The sequence below is a fragment of the Butyrivibrio proteoclasticus genome, from assembly GCF_900115735.1.
Lineage (GTDB): Bacteria > Bacillota > Clostridia > Lachnospirales > Lachnospiraceae > Butyrivibrio > Butyrivibrio proteoclasticus_B.
Window position 1 is genome coordinate 35,749 of the sequence record NZ_FOXO01000006.1, and the last position, 20,647, is coordinate 56,395.

Annotated in this window: 14 protein-coding genes; 12 read left to right on the forward strand and 2 right to left on the reverse strand. The window is 41.5% G+C overall.

From position 1 onward, the window contains the following. Positions 1 to 28 precede the first annotated feature (28 nt). Together gltB and BM146_RS05180 are read left to right on the forward strand one after the other, a co-directional pair. Positions 29 to 4,558: a glutamate synthase large subunit gene (gltB, locus tag BM146_RS05175; RefSeq protein WP_083413410.1), complete on the forward strand. Its 4,530-nt coding sequence runs from the start codon at positions 29 to 31 to the stop codon at positions 4,556 to 4,558. Positions 4,559 to 4,620: 62 nt separating this feature from the next. After that, positions 4,621 to 6,156, forward strand: a complete 1,536-nt coding sequence (locus BM146_RS05180) for a glutamate synthase subunit beta (RefSeq protein ID WP_074885376.1) — start codon at positions 4,621 to 4,623, stop codon at positions 6,154 to 6,156. 63 nt (positions 6,157 to 6,219) lie between these two features. On the opposite strand, the gene mgtE is transcribed toward BM146_RS05180, so the two are convergent. Further along, positions 6,220 to 7,584: a magnesium transporter gene (gene mgtE / locus BM146_RS05185; protein ID WP_074885379.1), complete on the reverse strand. Its 1,365-nt coding sequence runs from the start codon at positions 7,582 to 7,584 to the stop codon at positions 6,220 to 6,222. Between the two features lie 228 nt (positions 7,585 to 7,812). Here mgtE and BM146_RS05190 point away from each other — a divergent pair, with 228 nt between their 5' ends. Together BM146_RS05190 and nagE are read left to right on the forward strand one after the other, a co-directional pair. After that, entirely contained in the window at positions 7,813 to 8,295 is a 483-nt protein-coding gene (locus BM146_RS05190; RefSeq protein WP_074885382.1) for a PTS sugar transporter subunit IIA, read from the forward strand. Between the two features lie 43 nt (positions 8,296 to 8,338). Further along, a complete protein-coding gene (gene nagE, locus BM146_RS05195; protein WP_177201595.1) occupies positions 8,339 to 9,778 on the forward strand; it encodes an N-acetylglucosamine-specific PTS transporter subunit IIBC in 1,440 nt (479 codons plus the stop codon). Between the two features lie 17 nt (positions 9,779 to 9,795). On the opposite strand, the gene BM146_RS20160 is transcribed toward nagE, so the two are convergent. Beyond that, positions 9,796 to 11,709, reverse strand: coding sequence for a flagellin (locus BM146_RS20160; RefSeq protein ID WP_074885385.1), 1,914 nt, complete (start codon positions 11,707 to 11,709; stop codon positions 9,796 to 9,798). A 294-nt stretch (positions 11,710 to 12,003) separates the two neighbouring features. On the opposite strand from BM146_RS20160, the gene BM146_RS19960 reads away from it, so the two are divergent. From BM146_RS19960 to atpE, 8 genes are all read left to right on the forward strand, one after another. Beyond that, a complete protein-coding gene (locus BM146_RS19960) occupies positions 12,004 to 12,645 on the forward strand; it encodes a hypothetical protein (protein WP_083413411.1) in 642 nt (213 codons plus the stop codon). Between the two features lie 123 nt (positions 12,646 to 12,768). Further along, positions 12,769 to 14,577, forward strand: a complete 1,809-nt coding sequence (gene aspS, locus BM146_RS05210; RefSeq protein WP_074885388.1) for an aspartate--tRNA ligase — start codon at positions 12,769 to 12,771, stop codon at positions 14,575 to 14,577. 207 nt (positions 14,578 to 14,784) lie between these two features. Further along, positions 14,785 to 16,374 (forward strand): ArnT family glycosyltransferase, encoded by a 1,590-nt coding sequence (locus BM146_RS05215; protein WP_074885390.1) that lies wholly within the window; start codon positions 14,785 to 14,787, stop codon positions 16,372 to 16,374. Positions 16,375 to 16,511: 137 nt separating this feature from the next. Then, on the forward strand, positions 16,512 to 18,542 hold the full coding sequence (locus BM146_RS05220; RefSeq protein WP_074885392.1) for a methyl-accepting chemotaxis protein: 2,031 nt from the start codon (positions 16,512 to 16,514) through the stop codon (positions 18,540 to 18,542). A gap of 249 nt (positions 18,543 to 18,791) precedes the next feature. Then, complete coding sequence (locus tag BM146_RS05225; RefSeq protein ID WP_242949344.1) at positions 18,792 to 19,055, forward strand: AtpZ/AtpI family protein; 264 nt, start codon at positions 18,792 to 18,794, stop codon at positions 19,053 to 19,055. A 30-nt stretch (positions 19,056 to 19,085) separates the two neighbouring features. After that, on the forward strand, positions 19,086 to 19,496 hold the full coding sequence (locus tag BM146_RS05230) for an ATP synthase subunit I (protein WP_074885397.1): 411 nt from the start codon (positions 19,086 to 19,088) through the stop codon (positions 19,494 to 19,496). Between the two features lie 10 nt (positions 19,497 to 19,506). After that, the gene (locus BM146_RS05235) at positions 19,507 to 20,277 is read left to right on the forward strand and encodes a F0F1 ATP synthase subunit A (RefSeq protein WP_074885400.1); all 771 of its coding nucleotides are present in this window, start codon (positions 19,507 to 19,509) and stop codon (positions 20,275 to 20,277) included. A gap of 69 nt (positions 20,278 to 20,346) precedes the next feature. Beyond that, positions 20,347 to 20,628, forward strand: coding sequence for an ATP synthase F0 subunit C (atpE, locus tag BM146_RS05240; protein WP_022772487.1), 282 nt, complete (start codon positions 20,347 to 20,349; stop codon positions 20,626 to 20,628). The last annotated feature ends 19 nt before the right edge of the window (positions 20,629 to 20,647 follow it).

Below are 20,647 nucleotides of genomic sequence, written 5' to 3' on the forward strand. Positions count from 1 at the left end.
ATTATATCAAAAAAGGAAGGAAGCCCACATGGAACCATGGATGAATGAAAGAGACGCCTGTGGTATAGGCGCCGTAATAAATATAGATGGAAAACCGGATAATAAAGTTTTGGACGATGCCCTTTCTATCGTCGAAAAACTTGAGCACAGAGCGGGAAAAGACGCCACAGGTAAAGTAGGCGATGGCGTTGGAATACTTCTTCAGATTTCTCACAAGTTCTTTTCAAAAGAAGCAAAAGAGCATGGAATAACACTTAAAAATGCCGGAGACTATGGAGTTGGAATGTTCTTTCTTCCACAGGATTCAATGAAGCGCATGTTTGCAAAGCGCATGCTTGAAGTTATTGCACAGAAGGAAAATCTTAAGGTCATAGGATGGAGAGAAGTACCTGTCCACCCTGAAATCCTGGGAGAAGTTGCCAAAAACTGCATGCCACATATTGAGCAGTGTTTCATAGAAAGACCATCAGATGTTGAAGCGGGGATTCCCTTTGACAGAAGGCTCTATTGCCTTAGAAGAGAGTATGAAAAATCTTCTGAGGACACCTATATTTGTTCTTTTTCATCCAGAACCATTGTGTATAAAGGAATGTTTTTGGTAGGGCAGTTGCGCAATTTCTACGAAGACCTTTTATCACCTGAATACGTTACAGCAATTGCCATGGTTCACAGCCGCTTCTCGACCAATACAACTCCTTCCTGGCAGAGAGCCCATCCATACAGGATGATCGCCCATAATGGTGAGATCAATACTATCAGAGGTAACAGCGACAGAATGCTTGCCCGTGAGGAGACCATGTCATCTGACGTATTCGGCGAAGAACTTGGTAAAGTATACCCTGTTATAGCTTCTTCAGGGTCAGATTCTGCCATGCTCGATAACACGCTTGAATTTTTGTACATGAATGGGATGGACCTTCCCCTTGCGATGATGCTCACAATCCCTGAACCCTGGAAGCACAACGACTTCATGGCTCAGGACAGAAAAGATTTTTATCATTATTACGCAACTATGATGGAACCATGGGATGGCCCTGCAGCAGTTCTTTTCACCGATGGGGAGATGTTTGGTGCAACCCTCGACAGAAATGGACTGCGTCCATCCAGATACTATGTGACAAATGACAATAGGCTTATCCTCTCATCAGAAGTGGGAGTGCTCGACATCCCTGAAGAGAGCATTGTGAAAAAATCACGCCTGTCCCCCGGGCATATGCTTCTCGTTGATACCAGGGCCGGGCGCATCATCTCAGATGAAGAGTGTAAAGATAAATACTCAAAGGCAAAACCTTACGGTGAGTGGCTTGACCGCCACCTGCTTCATCTGGGTAAACTATCGATTCCCAACAGAAAGATCCCGACCCACTCCCAGGTGATGAGAGATAAGCTGTACAAGGTCTTTGGCTATTCCTATGAAGATGTAAAAAATCAGATCATGCCGATGGCCATGAATGGCATAGAGCCAACGGTTTCAATGGGAACAGATATCCCTCTCGCTATGCTTTCCCAGCACCACCAACCGCTTTTTTGCTATTTTAAGCAGCTCTTTGCCCAGGTAACCAATCCGCCTATCGACTCACTTAGGGAGAAGGTGGTCACAGATACTACTGTGTATATAGGTTCTGACGGAAATCTGTTAAAAGAAAAAAGTGATAACTGCAGAGTCCTTGAAGTCAATAATCCGATCCTGACAGGTGTTGACCTGATGAAGATCGAGGCCCTTGACCAGCCAGGATTTAAGGTAAAAAAGATATCTCTTTTGTACTATAAGAACACACCAATGGAAAGAGCTCTTGAGCAGCTTGATGTATCAGTGGACAGAGCAGTGGCAGATGGCGTTAACATCATCATTCTCTCAGACAGAGGCGTTGATGAAAACCATATGCCAATTCCATCACTTCTTGCTGTTTCATCAGTGGAGCAGCACCTTGTAAGGACCAAGCAGCGCACAGCGGTTTCTCTTATACTTGAGAGCGGTGAGCCGAGGGACGTTCATCAGATAGCAACTCTTCTCGGTTTTGGAGCAAGAGCCATTCACCCCTATCTTGCGCAGGAATGCATTGCGGAGCTTATCGACATAGGAATACTTGATAAAGATTACCACACTGCTATTGCAGATTATAATAAAGCCCTCCTTGGCGGCGTTGTGAAGATCGCTGCAAAGATGGGAATCTCAACACTCCAGTCATATCAGTCTGCAAGAATATTTGAGGCAATAGGACTGTCAAAAGAGTTTGTTGATAAGTATTTTACCGGAACAACGAGCCGTGTTGGCGGTATTGGAATCGCAGAAATTGGCGAGGACGTAGAATCAAGGCACAATAAAGCCTTCGATCCGCTGGGACTTCCAAGCGATACGACACTTGATTCTATAGGCTTCCACTCCCTTAGAAGCGGTGAAGACAAAGAAGACCACATGTATAGCCCAAAGACCATCGTAACACTCCAGAGGGCAGTAAGAGAGGGAGATTACGAGCGCTTTAAGGAATACACTCAGATGGTCGACGACGAGGACAGACCTCATACTTTAAGGGCTCTTCTTTCATTTGTTCCGGCAAAAGAGCCTGTGCCACTTGATGAAGTTGAGAGCGAAGAGCAGATAGTAAAAAGATTCCAGACAGGAGCTATGTCCTACGGCTCACTTTCAAAGGAAGCTCATGAGACTCTTGCTACAGCTATGAATCGACTTGGCGGTAAATCAAACACCGGTGAAGGCGGCGAAGATGTGGAGCGCTTTGGCACTGAGCGCAACAGCGCTGTTAAGCAGGTGGCTTCCGGAAGATTTGGCGTTACCAGCCAGTATCTTTTAAGTGCAAAAGAGATCCAGATAAAAATGGCCCAGGGCGCAAAGCCTGGAGAAGGCGGACATCTTCCAGGTAAGAAAGTGTACCCGTGGGTTGCAAGTACCAGATTTTCAACGCCGGGAGTGGCGCTTATTTCCCCTCCACCTCACCATGACATTTACTCAATTGAGGATCTGGCCCAGCTCATTTATGACCTTAAAAACGCCAATGACAACGCAAGAATTTCTGTAAAACTTGTATCCGAAGCAGGTGTTGGAACTATAGCTTCCGGCGTTGCCAAAGCAGGAGCACAGGTAATCCTGGTATCAGGCTATGACGGCGGAACAGGCGCAGCTCCTTCATCTTCTGTTCACCACGCAGGACTTCCGTGGGAGCTTGGAGTAAGCGAAGCACATCAGTCTCTTTTGGCCAATGGTTTAAGAAGCAGAGTTGTGCTTGAAACCGACGGAAAGCTTATGACAGGAAGAGATGTTGCAATCGCAGCACTTCTTGGTGCAGAGGAATTTGGTTTTGCCACAGCGCCACTTGTATGCATGGGCTGCATGATGATGAGAGTCTGCTCAAAAGACACATGTCCTGTGGGAATTGCTACCCAGAACGAAGAACTCAGAAAAAGATTTAAGGGAAAACCTGAACATGTCATGAACTTTATGCTCTTTGTTGCAAGACAGCTCCGTGAAATCATGAGCGTCCTTGGCTTTAGAACTATAGAAGAGATGGTAGGACGTACAGATTGCCTCAAGGTTAGAAGCTACGATGGCAAAGACCCTGATATCAAGAAGAGAAAAGAGGCAGCAGACCTTAGCAGGATTCTTGACAAGGCATTTACGGAGCGAAAAGACAATCATTTTGATCCAAAGGATGTCTATAACTTTGAACTTGAGAAAACTTTGGATTCAAGAGTCCTTATTCCTGAGTATGAGAAGAACAAGAAGAACCTTGAAAAGTCAAAGGCTTCATCACAGATAAAAATGAAAGTTGAAGTATCAAGTACAGACAGAAGCTTTGGAACACTTCTTGGCAGCAGGGTTACAAGAGACTTTGGCAATACCTTAAGTGATGATGCGGTTTATGTTGAAGCTTTTGGTGGTGGCGGACAGTCTTTTGGCGCATTTATTCCAAAGGGCGTGACCTTAAAACTCTACGGTGATGCCAATGACGGATTTGGTAAAGGCCTCTCTGGAGGAAAAGTCATCGTAAGACCTTCCGAGAGAGCAACCTATAAAGCTCATGATAATATCATCGTCGGAAACGTAGCTCTTTATGGAGCAACAGCAGGAAAGGCATATGTATGCGGTGTTGCAGGCGAGAGATTCTGCGTAAGGAACTCCGGTGCAGTAGCTGTAGCAGAGGGCTGCGGCGATCACGGACTTGAATATATGACAGGTGGCCGGGCAGTGATCCTTGGAATGACAGGTAAGAACTTTGCCGCAGGAATGAGCGGCGGAATAGCTTACGTACTGGACAAAGAACACACATTATATCTTCGCATGAACAAGGATATGGCCTCTCTTTATGAACTAACCGAGAAGTATGACATCGCAGAGCTTAAGAGTATTCTTGAGGATTACGAAAAAGAAACAAACTCTGAGTTTGCAAAAGAAATACTAGATAACTTTGAAGCATATATTCCTGATTTCAAAAAGATAGTTCCAAACGACTACCAAAAGATGATAACAGCAATCGGTAGATTTGAGGAACAGGGAATAGACCATGAACATGCTGTTCTTGAGGCATTTAAGGAACTTGCGTGACTAAGGAATAGTTTTAACAGGAGCGCAGACAAAATATTGCTTTCAGAGGTGAATATAGGAATATGGGAAAAGATACAGGATTTCTTGAATATAAAAGAACTAATAATGGTGATGTGCCACCGGAAAAAAGAATAAAGAATTTTGAGGAGTTTCATACTCCTCTTGATACACAGTCAAGAAGGGAGCAGGCTGCCAGATGTATGAATTGCGGAGTGCCTTTCTGTCAGTCAGCAATGAACCTTGGGGGAATGGTAACAGGGTGTCCCCTTCATAACCTGATTCCTGAATGGAATGATGAAATATATAAGGGACATGAAAAACACGCATTTGACAGGCTTTATAAGACAAGCAATTTTCCGGAATTTACAGGACGCGTTTGCCCGGCTCTTTGTGAAAAAGCCTGCATGTGCGGACAAAACGGTGATTCGGTTACAGTTCATGATAACGAGCTATACCTTATTGAAACAGCTTATTCAAAAGGGTATATAAAACCGGTTGTTCCTGCAATCAGAAGCGGTAAAAGGGTGGCAGTTGTAGGAGCCGGACCGTCAGGCCTTGCAGTAGCAGATGAGCTTAATCACAGAGGGCATGTGGTAGAAGTATTTGAGAGAGAAGATGAAGTGGGAGGTCTTCTCATGTACGGAATACCTAATATGAAGCTGGATAAAAGCGTAATAAAGCGCAGAAGAAAGCTTATGGAAGAGGAAGGCGTAATTTTCCACACAGGGGTAAATATCGGGGGTAGCGCTGTGGATAATTCGACTAAAACAGGTAAAAATGTGGATAATGAATTATTATCAAAAGATATTTTGGATAACTTTGATGCGGTTGTAATGTGCTGTGGTGCAAAAAAGCCAAGACCGCTTGCTGTTGCTGACCCCGACAGTATAAAGGGCGTATATTTTGCAGTGGATTTTTTGACAAGGACAACAAAAGCTCTTTTGAAGAGTGAAGACAGAACTGTAGAATCTCTCACAAAGCAAGGCGGTTATATTGATGCTCACGGAAAGAATGTAGTCATAGTCGGTGGAGGTGACACTGGCAATGATTGCATAGGAACAGTTGTCAGAATGGGAGCAAAATCCGTAACAGCACTGGAAATGATGCCCAAGCCTCCGGTTGAAAGGGCAGCAAATAATCCATGGCCTGAGTGGCCCAAAATCCTTAAAACAGACTATGGACATGAAGAAGCAGTCTATGTATATGGCAGTGATCCAAGAGTTTTTGAAACTACTGTAAAGAATGTAGTTACCGATAAAAAAGGTAATATCAAGCAGCTTGAAACTGTAAAAGTTTCTTTCAAAGACGGAAAACTAACAGACGTCCCCGGTTCAGAGAAAACACTAAAGTGCGATATCTTACTTATAGCGGCAGGTTTTATCGGCTGTGAAGACTATTCAGCAGATGTCTTCTCCCTAAAGAGAAGTCCCCGTGGCACCATAGTAACTGAACAAGACAGTTACCACATCCCAAACACCAAAATCTTTTCGGCAGGAGATATGCACCGCGGCCAATCCCTTGTAGTATGGGCAATTGCCGAAGGCAGAGCCTGTGCAAAAGAAGTAGATGGGTACCTCATGGGATATACAAATCTATAAAAGTCTTATAATAAGTATCCCCCAGGCAGAATTTGTTTTCAGCCCGGGGGATTATTATGTCTTTTATATAGCCAGATGAAGAGCTCTTGTTGCAATGTTGAAATAAACCAGCAGTGAAAGGGCATCAACAATTGTTGTGATAAACGGGCTTGCCATTACAGCCGGGTCAAATCCAAGTTTTGAGGCAAGCATAGGAAGGCAGCAGCCAACCATTTTTGCAATAAGAACTACTATCAAAAGAGTCAAGCAGATTACTGCGGCAACTGTGATAGATAGTCTGTCAAGGAAGATAAGCTTTACGAAGTTTGCGCCTGCCAGTGTCAGACCGCACAAAACAGCGACTCTGATCTCCTTCCAGATTATCTTGAAGATATCTTCAAATTCAATCTCTTTAAGAGAAAGCCCACGGATAATTGATACACTGGCCTGAGAACCTGCATTACCACCGGTATCCATAAGCATTGGGATATACGCAGTGAGGATTACATATGCTGAAAGAGCATCCTCGAATCCTGTGATGATGGCGCCTGTAAAAGTAGCACTTATCATCAAAAACAAAAGCCATGGTATTCTGCTTCTGTAGGTTTCAAAAATACCAACCTTTGGATAAGGCTTATCTGATGGCACGATAGCAGCCATCTTTTCGATATCCTCTGTAGCCTCTTCTTCGAGGATGTCTACTACATCATCGATGGTAATGATACCGACCATGCGGCTCTCATTATCAACTACCGGCATAGCAGTGAATCCGTATTTCTGGAAGACTCTTGCAGCTTCCTCCTGGTCAGTCATGGTGTTTATGCTGATGACATTGGTGTTCATGATGTCGCCGATAATCTCATCAGGCTTCATTATGAGCAGATATCTGAGAGCAACAGTACCAACCAGTACCTTTTGTCTTGTAACTACATAGCAAATATTGATGGTCTCTGAATCTACGCCTTTTTTCCTGATCCTTTCAATGGCGTCTGCTACAGTCATGTCTTCGCGGAGATCTACATACTCCACAGTCATGATACTACCGGCAGAATCCTCAGGATACTGAAGAAGGTGATTGATATCAGCTCTGGTCTCAGGGCTTGCATTGGCCAAAATACGCTTAACTACGTTTGCGGGCATTTCCTCAAGCAGGTCAGTAGCATCATCGGCCATCAGATTGTCAATAATGTTGGAAGCTTCACGATCAGATAGTGATCGGATAATATATTGCTGAGCATCCAATTCCAGATCAGCGAATACATCTGCAGCCATGTCTTTTGGGAGAATTCTGAACATTTTAAGAGAATCCTCGTTTTCCATCTCTCCCATAGCAGTAGCGATATCTACCGTGTTCATCTCAGAGATAGTCTGGCGAAGCTTAGTATACTGTCTGGATTCAAGAAGCTCCTGCAAGATTTCAGCGATTGTTTTTTCTTCTTGTAATTCCATGATAATAATCTCCTATGAATTTGTTAATGGTGGTTAAACTGGTACTTCGACCGGGAGCAGAATCACTACTGCATATATGTGAATCAGACTTCATAAAAACCACCACCTTTCATACGAGATTTAATACCGAGTTTACTGTAACACAATTTATATTAAAAATAAATAAAGTTTTTCAATGGAATTTTTATCGGTTTAGCGTTATATTAATAGTAACATTGGAGGTGTTGTATGGGGCTTTTTGATAAGTTGTTTAAAGGAAATGACATAGAAGTATCATCACCGGTAAATGGTGAATTGGTGCCGATAGAGACAGTTAGTGATCCTACCTTTGCACAGGAAATGATTGGAAAAGGAGTAGCCATTCAGCCTTCTGAAGGAAAATTTTATGCACCGGCAGATGGGAAACTTATGGCTCTTTTCCCAACGGGTCATGCATATGCTATGATTACCAAGGACGGTGCCGAGATACTTGTACATATAGGAATTGATACTGTTAAGTTAAATGGTGAACACTATACCATTCATGCCAAACAGGGCGATGATGTGAAAAAAGGCGATCTGATCGTCGAAGTAGATCTTGAGGGCGTTAAGAATGCGGGGTTCGAAACAGTTACGCCTGTCATCATTTCTAATTCAGGAAAGTTTTCAAAAATCGAAAAGAAGAGCGGAGCCGTATCCGCAGGGGACACAGTAATTCTTTTAACTCAGTGACCATTGTAATGAAAATTACAATAATATAAGGAGGAACAAAAGTATGATGAAGTATTTACAGAAGATCGGGAAATCCCTGATGCTTCCAGTAGCTGTTTTACCGGCAGCAGGTATTCTCTATGGTATTGGCTATTGGATCGATCCAACTGGTTGGGGCGCTAACAGCGTTGTTGCAGCATTTTTCATTAAAGCAGCTTCTGCTATTATCGACCAGATTCCTATTCTTTTTGCCATTGGTGTATCAGTAGGTATGGCTAAAGATCACGATGGAACAAGTGCTCTTGCAGGTCTTGTTTCATTCCTTATGATCACCACATTGCTTAGCACAGGCGCAGTTGCCATGTACAGAGGTGTTGATGCATCAGAAGTACCTGCAGCTTTTGGCAAGATCAGCAATGCCTTTATTGGTATTCTTGCAGGTGTTATAGGATCAAGTTGCTACAACAGATACAAAGACACCAAACTTCCTGACTGGCTTGCTTTCTTTAGCGGGAAAAGATGTGTTGCCATTGTAACTGCCGCAGCTTCGATTGTTTGCGCGGTCGTTCTTTACTTTATATGGCCAATTATTTTCGGTGCGCTTGTTGCTTTTGGAAAAGCAATCTTAGGACTTGGCCCTATAGGAGCAGGTATCTATGTAATGCTCAATCGTGCGCTTATTCCTTTGGGACTTCACCATGCGTTAAATGCTGTATTCTGGTTTGATACAGCTGGAATCAATGACCTTGGACTGTTCTGGTCAGGAGCTGAAGGCGCAGTTAAGGGTGTTACAGGTCAGTATATGACAGGCTTCTTCCCTGTTATGATGTTCGGTCTTCCAGCCGGAGCTCTTGCTATGTACCATACAGCAAAAGATAGCAAAAAGAAGACTGCGGCATCTCTTCTCCTTGCCGGAGCTCTTGCTTCATTCTTTACAGGAATTACAGAACCTCTCGAGTTTGCATTCATGTTTATGGCTCCTGGACTATACCTTGTACATGCAGTTCTTTCAGGAATTTCTGCCATCGTATGTGCAATGCTTCCTCTTAGGATTGGTTTCAATTTTTCAGCAGGTTTTGTTGACTGGTTCCTGAGCTTTAAAGCACCTATGGCAGTTAATCCTTGGCTCCTTATTCCGGTAGGACTTGTGTTCGCAGTAATTTACTACGTTGTATTCCGTATTGTCATCGTCAAATTTGATTTAAAGACACCGGGCCGTGAGGATGACGAGGAAGAAGAAAACAAAATTGAGCTTTCAAATGATGATTTCACTACAATGGCTAAGATTATTTTGGAAGGCCTTGGCGGAAAGGAAAACATCAAAGAACTGGATTATTGTGCAACAAGAGTGCGTGTAGAGGTTGTTGATTACACGCAGGTTGATGAAAAAACAATCAAAAAAGCCGGGGTGGCCGGAGTGGTTCGTCCATCCAAATTAACTGTTCAGGTTGTAGTAGGACCTAAGGTTCAGTTTGTACATGATGAGATAAAGAAGATGATGTGAAAAGCATCATCGACTAATTACTGTAATAGACTTAGAACCCCCTGATTTGTTTGATTTGCCTGAGCAAGTATTGCGTCTCCTGCATGGGCAAGAATCATACTATTGGAATACTTTACAAGTTCAGCAGACATGTCAGTATCGCGTATTAGGGATTCTGAACTTGTAGTATTTTCAACCGTATTTTTAAGATTTTTATAGGCATGTTCCATTTGGTTCTGATATGCACCAAAGACAGAGCGTTGTTCATCAACAATCTGCCCGGCTCTTTTTATCTGCTCTATACCATTCTTGGCATCAGAAGTATTTAAGGTGTTGAGGTTATCAATTCCGAGAGAATAGGTACTTAGCACGTCATAAATAAGAGGAATGACATCATCCGGGGTGCTTTCAGAACCTGCCTGTATTTTAAGCATCATTGCGCCACCATAGATGTTTCCATCAAAATAAGTAACAGGAACGTTTCCACGGCTTAAGCCATTATTGGTAGTTTGTGTCAGATCGATTCCTGTGATTCCCTTTATTCTTTTTATGATATCATCTGCAGTTTCTCCAACCTTAACACTCATGGATAGTGTCAAGGTTCCAATACCATTATTTCCATTCGAGATTTGTGAGCCATTTGTACCGTAAGTCAGTGTTTCAAGAGAGGATGTTCCCAGTGTAATAGAGATATTTCCTCCAAAAGCAGTTAAATCATATTTTTCATGTGTATATGGATTCTCATGTGGGCCAAATGCTCTTCTTACTGCGTTTTCAAGATTGTTACTATCTGTTGAAGATTGACTGATCAAATGAGTGAGAGAGCTATTGGTATTATAATTCCACCAGATTCCTCGTATGCGCTCATCTTTGGAATAACTGTTTGCAGATACTGAACCGGTAGATTTTACTTCGGCAGAAAAGCTGTCGGGAGGATTTGGCCTGGTATTGTCATTTTTTCCGAAGGTAAAAGAAAAAGATAATTTATCAGCGACATTGGTTTGTTGTCGGTTATTACCTCCGTTTTCGGGAATCATGTTATCTTCAGCACCTAGAGCATTATTGCGATACAGTAATCCGGATAAGTATTGCCATGTTCCGCTGACAGATGATGATCCGGTATCGCCTTTAACAGTACCTCTTACAGAGTAGCTTGATGAAACATATGCTGATTTTTTATTCAGGTTGTTGATCAGCATGTCCAGAGTGGCATCTCTGTCAAGCTTAAAAGTGTAACTGGGATTTATGTTGCTGGCATCCGGATACACAGAATAGTCCATACTGGTTTCATCTACTTTTACGGTAAAACCTTGACGTAATTCATTCTCAGAAGGCCATTTGATTTCCTTGCTTTCATATTCAGTTCCGTCAAAGCCTTTCCACTTTATTTTCACGCCATCGCTAGTTGCTTCGAAATGGAAATTATTATCATTGGGCCAGGCTGCCCTGTTTTTTTCAGTTATTTGGCCCACACCATTTACGCTTGATGTAAAAATAGGACGTCTTTCTGTGCCTATTACTATAGGACTCATATTATTTTCGTCCCAAATTGGTCTATCGTTAAAACTTGTAACATGGAAAATTCGGTTACATTCCATTTTTATCTGTTGGATTTCTTTATCAATTGCGTCTCTGTCATCAACAGTGAGAGTATCTGTTGCAGCCTGAACACATAGCTGCGTCATACGGGCAAGCATGAGATCTATTTCAGCAAGCGCACTATCAGCTACTTGGACGTAGGAAATCCCGTCCTGCACATTTTCAGAAGCCTGTGTAAGACCGCGTATCTGCCGCCTCATTTTTTCACTGATAGCAAGACCTGCTGCATCATCTGCCGCACGATTTATCTTGTATCCGGAAGTCAGTTTTTCTGAAGACTTGGCTTTAGTGTTGTGCATTATTCCGAGCTGCCTGTTGGAATTCAACGCAGTCATATTGTGCTGGATTACCATGTAAAAGTCTCTCCTTAATTTAGTGTTTGTGGTTAGCTTCCATGCAATATGATGCGTCCGTGCTTTCAATAATTGTATCGGCAATAAATATTCAAAAAATAAGCGAAATAACGATATTAATTTTCTGCTATATTTTGTGGGATGAATAAGTTTCAGGTGAATATATTGTGTTTTGATTTTTTTATGGGAAATAATGATGAAACATTATAAAAATCTGCTAAAAATCTGCATTTTAGCATTTGAATTTTTGTGAAAATGGCATATAATATAAATATGTATAGGAGGTACTGCTTTATGGGTAAGAAGAGTATTGTGGGTGTTTTATTAATCAGTTTTTTGATAATGGGCGTTGGCCTGTCTTATTGGAAAACAGAAGTCACCGGTCGTGATCTTAAACCGGTAATATATCTGTATCCGACAGAAGATAATACTGAAATCTCAGTAAATCTTGATTATGATGGAAATATAGTTGAGCTTATTCCTGAATTTAATGCGGAGAATACCTGGAATGTTACTGCAAATGCTGATGGAAAGATAACTTTTGAGGGCAAGCAGTATGACTACCTTTTCTGGGAAGGCGATCCTAATTTCTCCTATGATTTTTATTCAGGATTCTGTGTAGCGGGGGCTGATACAAGAGCGTTTCTTGATGAAAAGCTTCATGCTCTTGGACTTAACGATGCAGAAACAGAAGAGTTTATTGATTTCTGGCTTCCTATGATGGAAGGCAACCCATATAATATGGTCAGTTTCCAAACTGATACATACAAAAATGGCGCTAAACTTACAGTTTCTCCTGAACCTGATACAGTTATAAGAGTATTTATGGCGTGGTATCCGACAGACAGATTTGTGAAGATTAATCCACAGTATATCGAGGGAGCTGAGAGAAATGGATTTACAGTAGTTGAATGGGGTGGAAACAAGGTAAAATAAAAGACCTTGAAACTATTACGATGATAGTCTAAAATGTTGTGCGTAGTATTGGATTTTTTCAAAATTACGCACAACTATTTTTTTGTGTTACATTTTAAAAATATAGAAACGGAGTACATAAGTATGATGCAATCACGTACACATAACTGTGGTGAGCTGCGCATGGAAAATGTCGGCGAGAGCGTTACTCTTGTTGGCTGGCTCGAGAACATGCGTGAAGTTGGAAGCGGACTTGGTTTTGTAGTTTTAAGAGACTTCTATGGCACAACACAGATCGTCCTTGAGACAGAAGAGATGGTTAAGACAGCTAAGGCCATTAATAAGGAATCAACTATTTCAGTAAAGGGTGTTGTAAGAGAGAGAAGTTCCAAGAACCCTAAACAGGTAACAGGAGACATAGAAGTTGTTCCTGAAAGCATTACTGTTCTTGGACGTTGTCGTTACAACGAGCTTCCATTTGAGATAAATCATTCAAGAGAAGCAGATGAGACAGCAAGACTTAAATACAGATATCTGGATCTTAGAAACCCTGAAGTTAAAAAGAATATTATTCTCAGATGCAACGTTGTTGCAGCTCTTCGCCAGGCTATGACAGAGCATGGATTCTTGGAGATAACAACTCCTATCCTTACAGCATCATCTCCTGAGGGAGCAAGAGATTACCTTGTACCGGCAAGAAAGCATCCTGGTAAGTTCTATGCACTTCCACAGGCTCCACAGCAGTTTAAACAGCTCCTTATGACAGCAGGATTTGACCGCTACTTCCAGATTGCACCTTGCTTCAGAGATGAGGATGCAAGAGGGGACAGAAGCCCGGGAGAGTTCTATCAGCTTGATATGGAGATGGCTTTCGCTTCTCAGGAAGACGTATTTGCAGTATTAGAGGATGTTCTTCCTCCTATTTTTGCTAAGTATGGTACATACAACCGTGCGTCAGGCGCTCCATTTATGAGAATTCCATATCTTGAGGCTATGGAGAAATATGGTTCAGATAAGCCTGATCTTCGTATAGATCTTACAGTTGATGACGTTACAGAAAGTCTGGCTGATTGCGGCTTTGGACCTTTTGCAACAAAGGCAGAGGACGGCAGCGATACAAATGTAAGGATTAAAGCTGTAGTTATTTCTGATTTCAAGGAAAGCAGAAAGTTCATTGACAAGACAATCGCTGATGTAGAAGTTCAGTCAGGGAATAAGGCTTATTGGTTCAGAATGGATGAGAACGGAGAGCTTGTTGGTGGTATTTCCAAATTTGTTGCACCTATTAAGGATGCAGTTGTTTCAGCTCTTTCACTTAAGGCTGGAGACCTCGTAGTTCTTTCAAGCGGAAAACTTGGTGCAGTTCAGAAGACAGCAGGCGTTATCGTTAAGACATTCGGTGCTGCTGTTCCCGGACATATGGATAAAGAGCAGTATGCATTCTGTTGGATCGTAGACTTCCCTATGTATGAGATCGGTGAGGAGTCAGGAGAGCTTGAGTTCTGCCACAACCCATTCTCAATGCCTTCAGGTGGACTTGAGACACTTCTTAAGGCAGAGAGAGGTGAAATAGATCCTCTTTCAATCACTGCTGATCAGTATGATCTTGTATGTAATGGTGTAGAGCTTTCATCAGGTGCTGTTCGTAATCATGATCCTGAAATCATGATTAAGGCCTTCGAGATGGTAAGACTTGGAGAGGAAGATGTTAAGGCTAAGTTCCCTGCTATGTACAATGCATTCTGCTATGGTGCACCGCCACACGCAGGTATTGCTCCTGGTGTAGACCGTATGGTAATGCTTCTTGCAGGTGAGGATTCAATCCGCGAGATTATTCCTTTCCCTATGAACAAGAATGCACAGGATATTATGATGGGCGCTCCCGGATACGTTACAGACAAACAGCTTGAAGAGCTCCATATTGCTGTTACAAAGACAGAAGACGAAGCTTGATAATATGATGAACAAAAGCACTGTCACTGATATAATGGTGATGGTGCTTTTTTATAACATAGGAAATTGCTTCCTATGTTATAAAAAAATCGCTCCGCTAAGGATGCGCACTCGCGCGATTGGAAGATGTTGCATAAATGCAACCGCGCTCGGCGCGAGAATGTCGCAAGCGACATTCTTTTTTACATTATACTTTTTGGGGGAAAAATGATTTCAACTTTTAAGAAAATAAAAGACTCAAAATATTTCTATATAGTAGTTTCCGCGGCCATGCTGCTTTTGGCGCTTATCATCAGATTGTATAAACTTAGCGATATTCCAAGGGGACTACATGTGGATGAGATAGGCATGGGGTATGATTCCTGGTGCATAGCTCATTTTGGTGTAGACAGATATCTTAACCGTTTTCCGATGTATCTAAGTAATTATGGAGGTGGACAGAGCGCATTATATTGTTATCTGACAGTTCCATTTATTCTTGTAGGTGGCTTTACTCCGCTTATGTTAAGACTGCCTTCAATGATTTTTTCAATGCTTGCAGGAATCTTTGGATGGCGCCTTGTCCGCATAGTATCAGGTAAAAGAGCCAGTCTCATTTATCTGTTTATCTTCCTTGCAATACCATATTTTACCCAGGCAGGGCGAATAGCTCTTGACTGTAATCTGATGCTTGGGCTCAGCGTCATCATGCTAAACGTTTTGGAATATTGTCTTAGAGACGAGAACTATGGGAAAAAAATCTGCTTTGTTGTTCTTGGAACAGTGACAGGAATAACCTTTTATTCATATGCTCTCAGCGATGTTGTACTTCCGCTGTTCTACCTCTTTTTGGTGATTTATCTCATTGCAGCAAGGAAAAAAGTCGCGATTAGTTCCATAATTTCTTTTGCGGTTCCGGTTATTATTTTTGCCATTCCGCAGGTACTTTTGCAGATTGTGAATATATACGGACTTCCGGCAATACATATCGGGCCTATGACAATTCCTATTGTCTTAAATTACAGACTTGATGACATTGTCTTTGATCAGATTAAGCCAAATCTGCGCTGGACTTTTGACAGCCTTTTCAGGGCTGATAATACTGATTTTGATTCATTTCCTCAGTTCGGAGCGCTTTATATGTTCTCCCTTCCTGTTATAGCGTTTGGTGGGCTTCTTACGCTGACAAGACTTGTAAAAAGTGTTCGCGAAAAGAAGATAAGATTTGAAAGTGTTATCCTTATCTATACTTTTTCAGTACTCCTTTTTGGATTGTTCATACAGGGTGTTACAACATACAGGATAAACAGTGCATTCTTTGGCCTGGCATTCTTTATTGTAGCGACTATAGAATTTCTTTTTGCAAGAAACAGGCAGAAATTTGCGTCAACTGCCCTTGCTGTTTGTCTTATGGCGCTCTACCTGATAAAGGGTGTTCAGTTTGTTGATTTCTATTTTAATAAATATGCAGATACTGTTTATCCACAGAGACTTTTTGCAGAAGACCCTACTGATGTGTATAACTTCCTTGATAGCCAACCGGAAAGTGTGAAATCAAGGCTTACTTACGTGGGTGGTGCTAATGAAGCGTATATTTATTATCTTTGGGCAAAAGAAATTTCGCCATACGAGTACGATCACAACAAATATGGCAACAATGGAGATGGATTAAAATACAGTTTCTGGGCTCCTGAGCCATATGATACAGCTTGTAATTATGTGATGTACCTTCCTGAGGATAGTGAGAGAGAGTCACTAATTGAACTTGATTTTAAAGAGTATGATTTTGGACCATATAAAGTTTATTTGCATGAATAAAGATTCAATTCTAAATGCGGCGTAAAGCCGCATTTTTTCTAGGCTTTTATTTAATAATAAAAATAGATTCAATTTATATTTCGTTAATTATTGCTTTGTATACTATTATTGTGACATTTTCAGATAAGGAGGCAGATATGTCAGGTAATAGTAAGAAAGCAAAAAGACAAGGAAAAAGTATTAGTGCTCAGCTTTTGCTTGTGATGTTACCTATGGTGATGGCAGCCATTGCATTTGTTACAGTATTTATTGCAATACAGGCAAAAGGGGTAATTGAGCAGCAGGCTACAAATGGACTTGCTCAGGAAGCAAGAGCTAATGCTGCTGAGATTAGCGGGACAATTGAGAGCATCAAAGTTTATTTTGATGGAATTGCAGACAGCGTGCAGAATAACACTTTTGAAAATGATCAGGAGCTAATTGATGCCTATCAGTACACGAAGTCACAGTTTTCTGAGACATACACAGGTTTCTATATTGGACTTTCCAATAAAGATTATATTGATATATCCGGATGGGTTCCCGATGCAGGATACGACCCTACAACAAGACCATGGTATACATATGGTAGTGCTAACAGCACAATGACATTGAATCCACCTTCAGTTGACCTTAGTACAGGTGAGATGGTAGCGGCCATATCAAGAAAGATTACTCTGAAAGATGGAAGATCCGGCGTAATTTCATCTGATGTGTTCCTTAACGATGTTTCAAGTGAGACAAGTGCGTTTAAGCCTCTTGGAACAGGTTCAACAATGATGTTTTCAGGAACTACAATGATCGCATCTCCTGCAGAAGACCAGATAGGAAAAGATGTATCTGAGTATCCAAATGATTCTTTTATACAGGAAGTTGCGCAGATTGTATCTGCAGGTGGAACTAGTGAAATAAAGACAATTCATGGAACAGACGGCACAGATTACTACGTTGCATTCAATAACGTAACAGGAACAACCTGGTATCTTGTATCCTTTACTAAAGTATCTGATGTTTTGGCATCTCTTTATAGATTTATAGCAATAACAGTTTTTATAGCCCTGATAATGATAATAGCTATTGGTGTTGTAATGTACATTATCATCAATAAGATGATAACAAAGCCGGTAAGCAGCCTTACAGACAACATTACAAGAATCGCAAATGGAGACTTTACTGTTGATATCCAAAAAGGCGGAGAAAACGAAAATGAAATTGGCGTAATGAACAACAACATGTTCAACTATGTCAACCAAATGCGAGATACTTTGTCGGAACTTAAAAATGTTACGGATAAGTTGGCTTCAGAAGCAACTAACTCCAAGAATGCATCCAGCGACTTAAATGAGCAGGCAGATGAACAGAGTAAGGCAATGCAGCAGATTCAGGGTGCTATGGACGATATGGCGGACGCTGTTACAGAGCTTGCTAATCAGGCAACAACACTTGCGCAGGAAGTAAGTAACCTTACTGACAAGAGCCATCAGACTCAGGATACAATGGATAGCTTGGTAACAAAGGCAAAAGAAGGACAGCGAGATATGGAAGCTGTCCAGACAGGAATGACAAATATCTCATCTTCTATGGAAGATATGAACAGAGTTGTTGGAGATGTAGGAGAATCTGCTAATAAGATCAACTCTATCATAGAAATGATAACTTCAATCGCTGAGCAGACTAACCTCCTTTCACTTAATGCTTCTATCGAGGCAGCCAGAGCCGGTGAAGCAGGAAAAGGCTTCGCAGTTGTTGCAACAGAGATTGGACAGCTTGCCAATAACAGTGCTGAGTCAACTACTCAGATTGCAGAGATCATTAAAGATATCACATCACAGATTCAGGATCTGTCAGATAAGTCCAAGACAAATATGGAAGAAATCAGCTCCAACATGGAGGCTGTTACAACAGCAGGGTCTACATTTGAAGAAATCTTCAGAAGTCTTGACGAAGCAAGCGACATTGTTGGCGATATGATTGCCAAAGTTGGTAATGTTGATGAGATTGCAACTTCTATGGCAGCAATTTCAGAAGAGCAGTCAGCAAGTACTCAGGAAGTCAGCGCTACAGCTACTACACTTGCTACAAGTGCTGAGCAGGTAGCTGTTAACTCAAAGGGTGTTGATAGTAGTGCTGCTGCGGTATCTGACTCATCAGATGCAATTGAAGGGCTCATCAACCAGTTTAAAATTTAAAGAACAATAACCGAAATTTTGATAAAATATTTATAAATATTGTAGCCGGAGCCGCTAAATTCATAGAATTTACGCGGTATCCGGCTTATTTTTGATAATAATATAATATATAGTTAAATTGCCTAACAAGGTTGAGAAAAAAAGGCAAAAAGTGTATTATTAACTTGTTATACCATTTGTTTCACTAACAATATACGGTTTTACGATAAAAGCGGGAAGGGGTATCAGCCGGATATGCAGGCAAAGCGAATGTCAGAAATATTAAGTCAATTTGCTATGGTTGGGCAACTAGGTCTATCGCTCCTTATGCCACTTCTTATGTGCCTTTTTGTCTGTTATCTTTTATGCACCAGACTTTCAGTCGGTGCCTGGGTTTATATACCGGGGTTCATTTTGGGCCTGGGGGGGTCTATGACAACTGCTTATAAGGTTTATCTGGCAGTAATTCACAGAGAAGAGAAAAAGAAAAAAGAAAAAAACAGCACAGAAGTCTTTTTTAATAAGCACTTCTGAGGCTTTTATTGACAGGAGATTTAGGAAAGTATGAAATTACAGGATGCTGTTAAGAAAGAAACGGGGATAATTGCAGCAGGAACAGCAGTTGGGGTTCTTGTGGTATATGTTGTGTTTTATGTTTTGCACATGGTTGTTCCAAGTTGGGCACCATTTGATATAAAGGTCATTTTAGGAGGAATAGGAGGCTATATTGTAGCTGTCGGAAATTTTTTCTGGATGGCAGTATCTGTGCAAAAAGTTGCATCTATAGAGGATGAAGAGAGAGCAAGAAGGACTATGAGCGTAAGCTATAGATATAGGACTATGCTCCAGTTCCTGTGGGTGATACTTGCTATTGTCTTGCCGGTATTTAACCTGGCTTCAGGAATTGCACCGCTTTTCGTCCCGAGCATTATAATCAAATTACGCGGGATCTTGTCTGCGGGGAAAGGAGGTTGAAGGCGAAGATATGAGTAATGATTTCTCAGTCGTTGGACCGAAGATATACTATACAATCCACACAGGAATTCCGATTCTTGGTGACTTCAATATTACAGAGACGCTAATCGTCAGCTGGCTTGTAATGATAATTATCACAGGGTTGTGTATCTTCCTCACAAGAGACCTACGCATTGAGAATATTTCCAAACGACAGGCATTTGCAGAAATGCTTGTGGAAATGGGCAATAATTTTGTCCGTAACAATACTGGAGGCAATAAGTTTGATAAATTGATACCATTTGTGTCAGCTCTTTTTGCCACAAGTGTGATATCAAATCTTATCAGCCTTGTGGGACTTCGTAGTCCTACAGCAGACTTATCGACAGAAGCCGGTTGGGCAGTAGTTGTCTTCATCATGATAACAGCTACTAAGATCAAGACCAATGGAGTTGGCGGATACTTAAAGGGATTCACAACGCCTATAGCAGTAATGACACCATTCAATATTCTGTCAGAGCTTGCTACACCGGTTAGTATGGCTTGCCGTCATTTTGGAAATATTCTTTCGGGCGTAGTAATCGACGGACTTATCTATTGGGCTTTGGGACTTGCGTCCGCAGCACTTTTCGGACTCATTCCCGGAGTGGTTGGAAAATTCTTATCCAATATTCCAATTCTTAGCGTAGGTATTCCGGCAATTACAGGCGTATATTTTGACTGGTTCTCAGGATGTATGCAGGCATTCATTTTCTGTATGCTGACCGTAATGTATATCGCCAATGCGGCAGAAGAAGGCTAAGCATAAATTAAAAACTAAATATTGAAAAATTATTTAAATCAAAAAACCATATTTTAGGAGGCAAAAAACATGGGTGATTTTCAGATTTTAGCAAAAGGTATTGCACTTGCAGGATGCGGTATTGGTGCTGGATGCGCACTGATAGCTGGTATCGGACCTGGTATTGGTGAAGGAACTGCTGTTTCTAAGGCTCTTGAGGCCATTGGACGTCAGCCTGAGTGTAAGGGCGATGTAACAAGTACTATGCTTCTTGGTTGTGCCGTTGCTGAGACAACCGGTATTTATGGTTTCGTTACAGGTCTTCTTCTTATCTTCGTAGCACCTGGAATGTTCATGGGATACTTAAACTAATCTCTAATTTTTTAAAAGG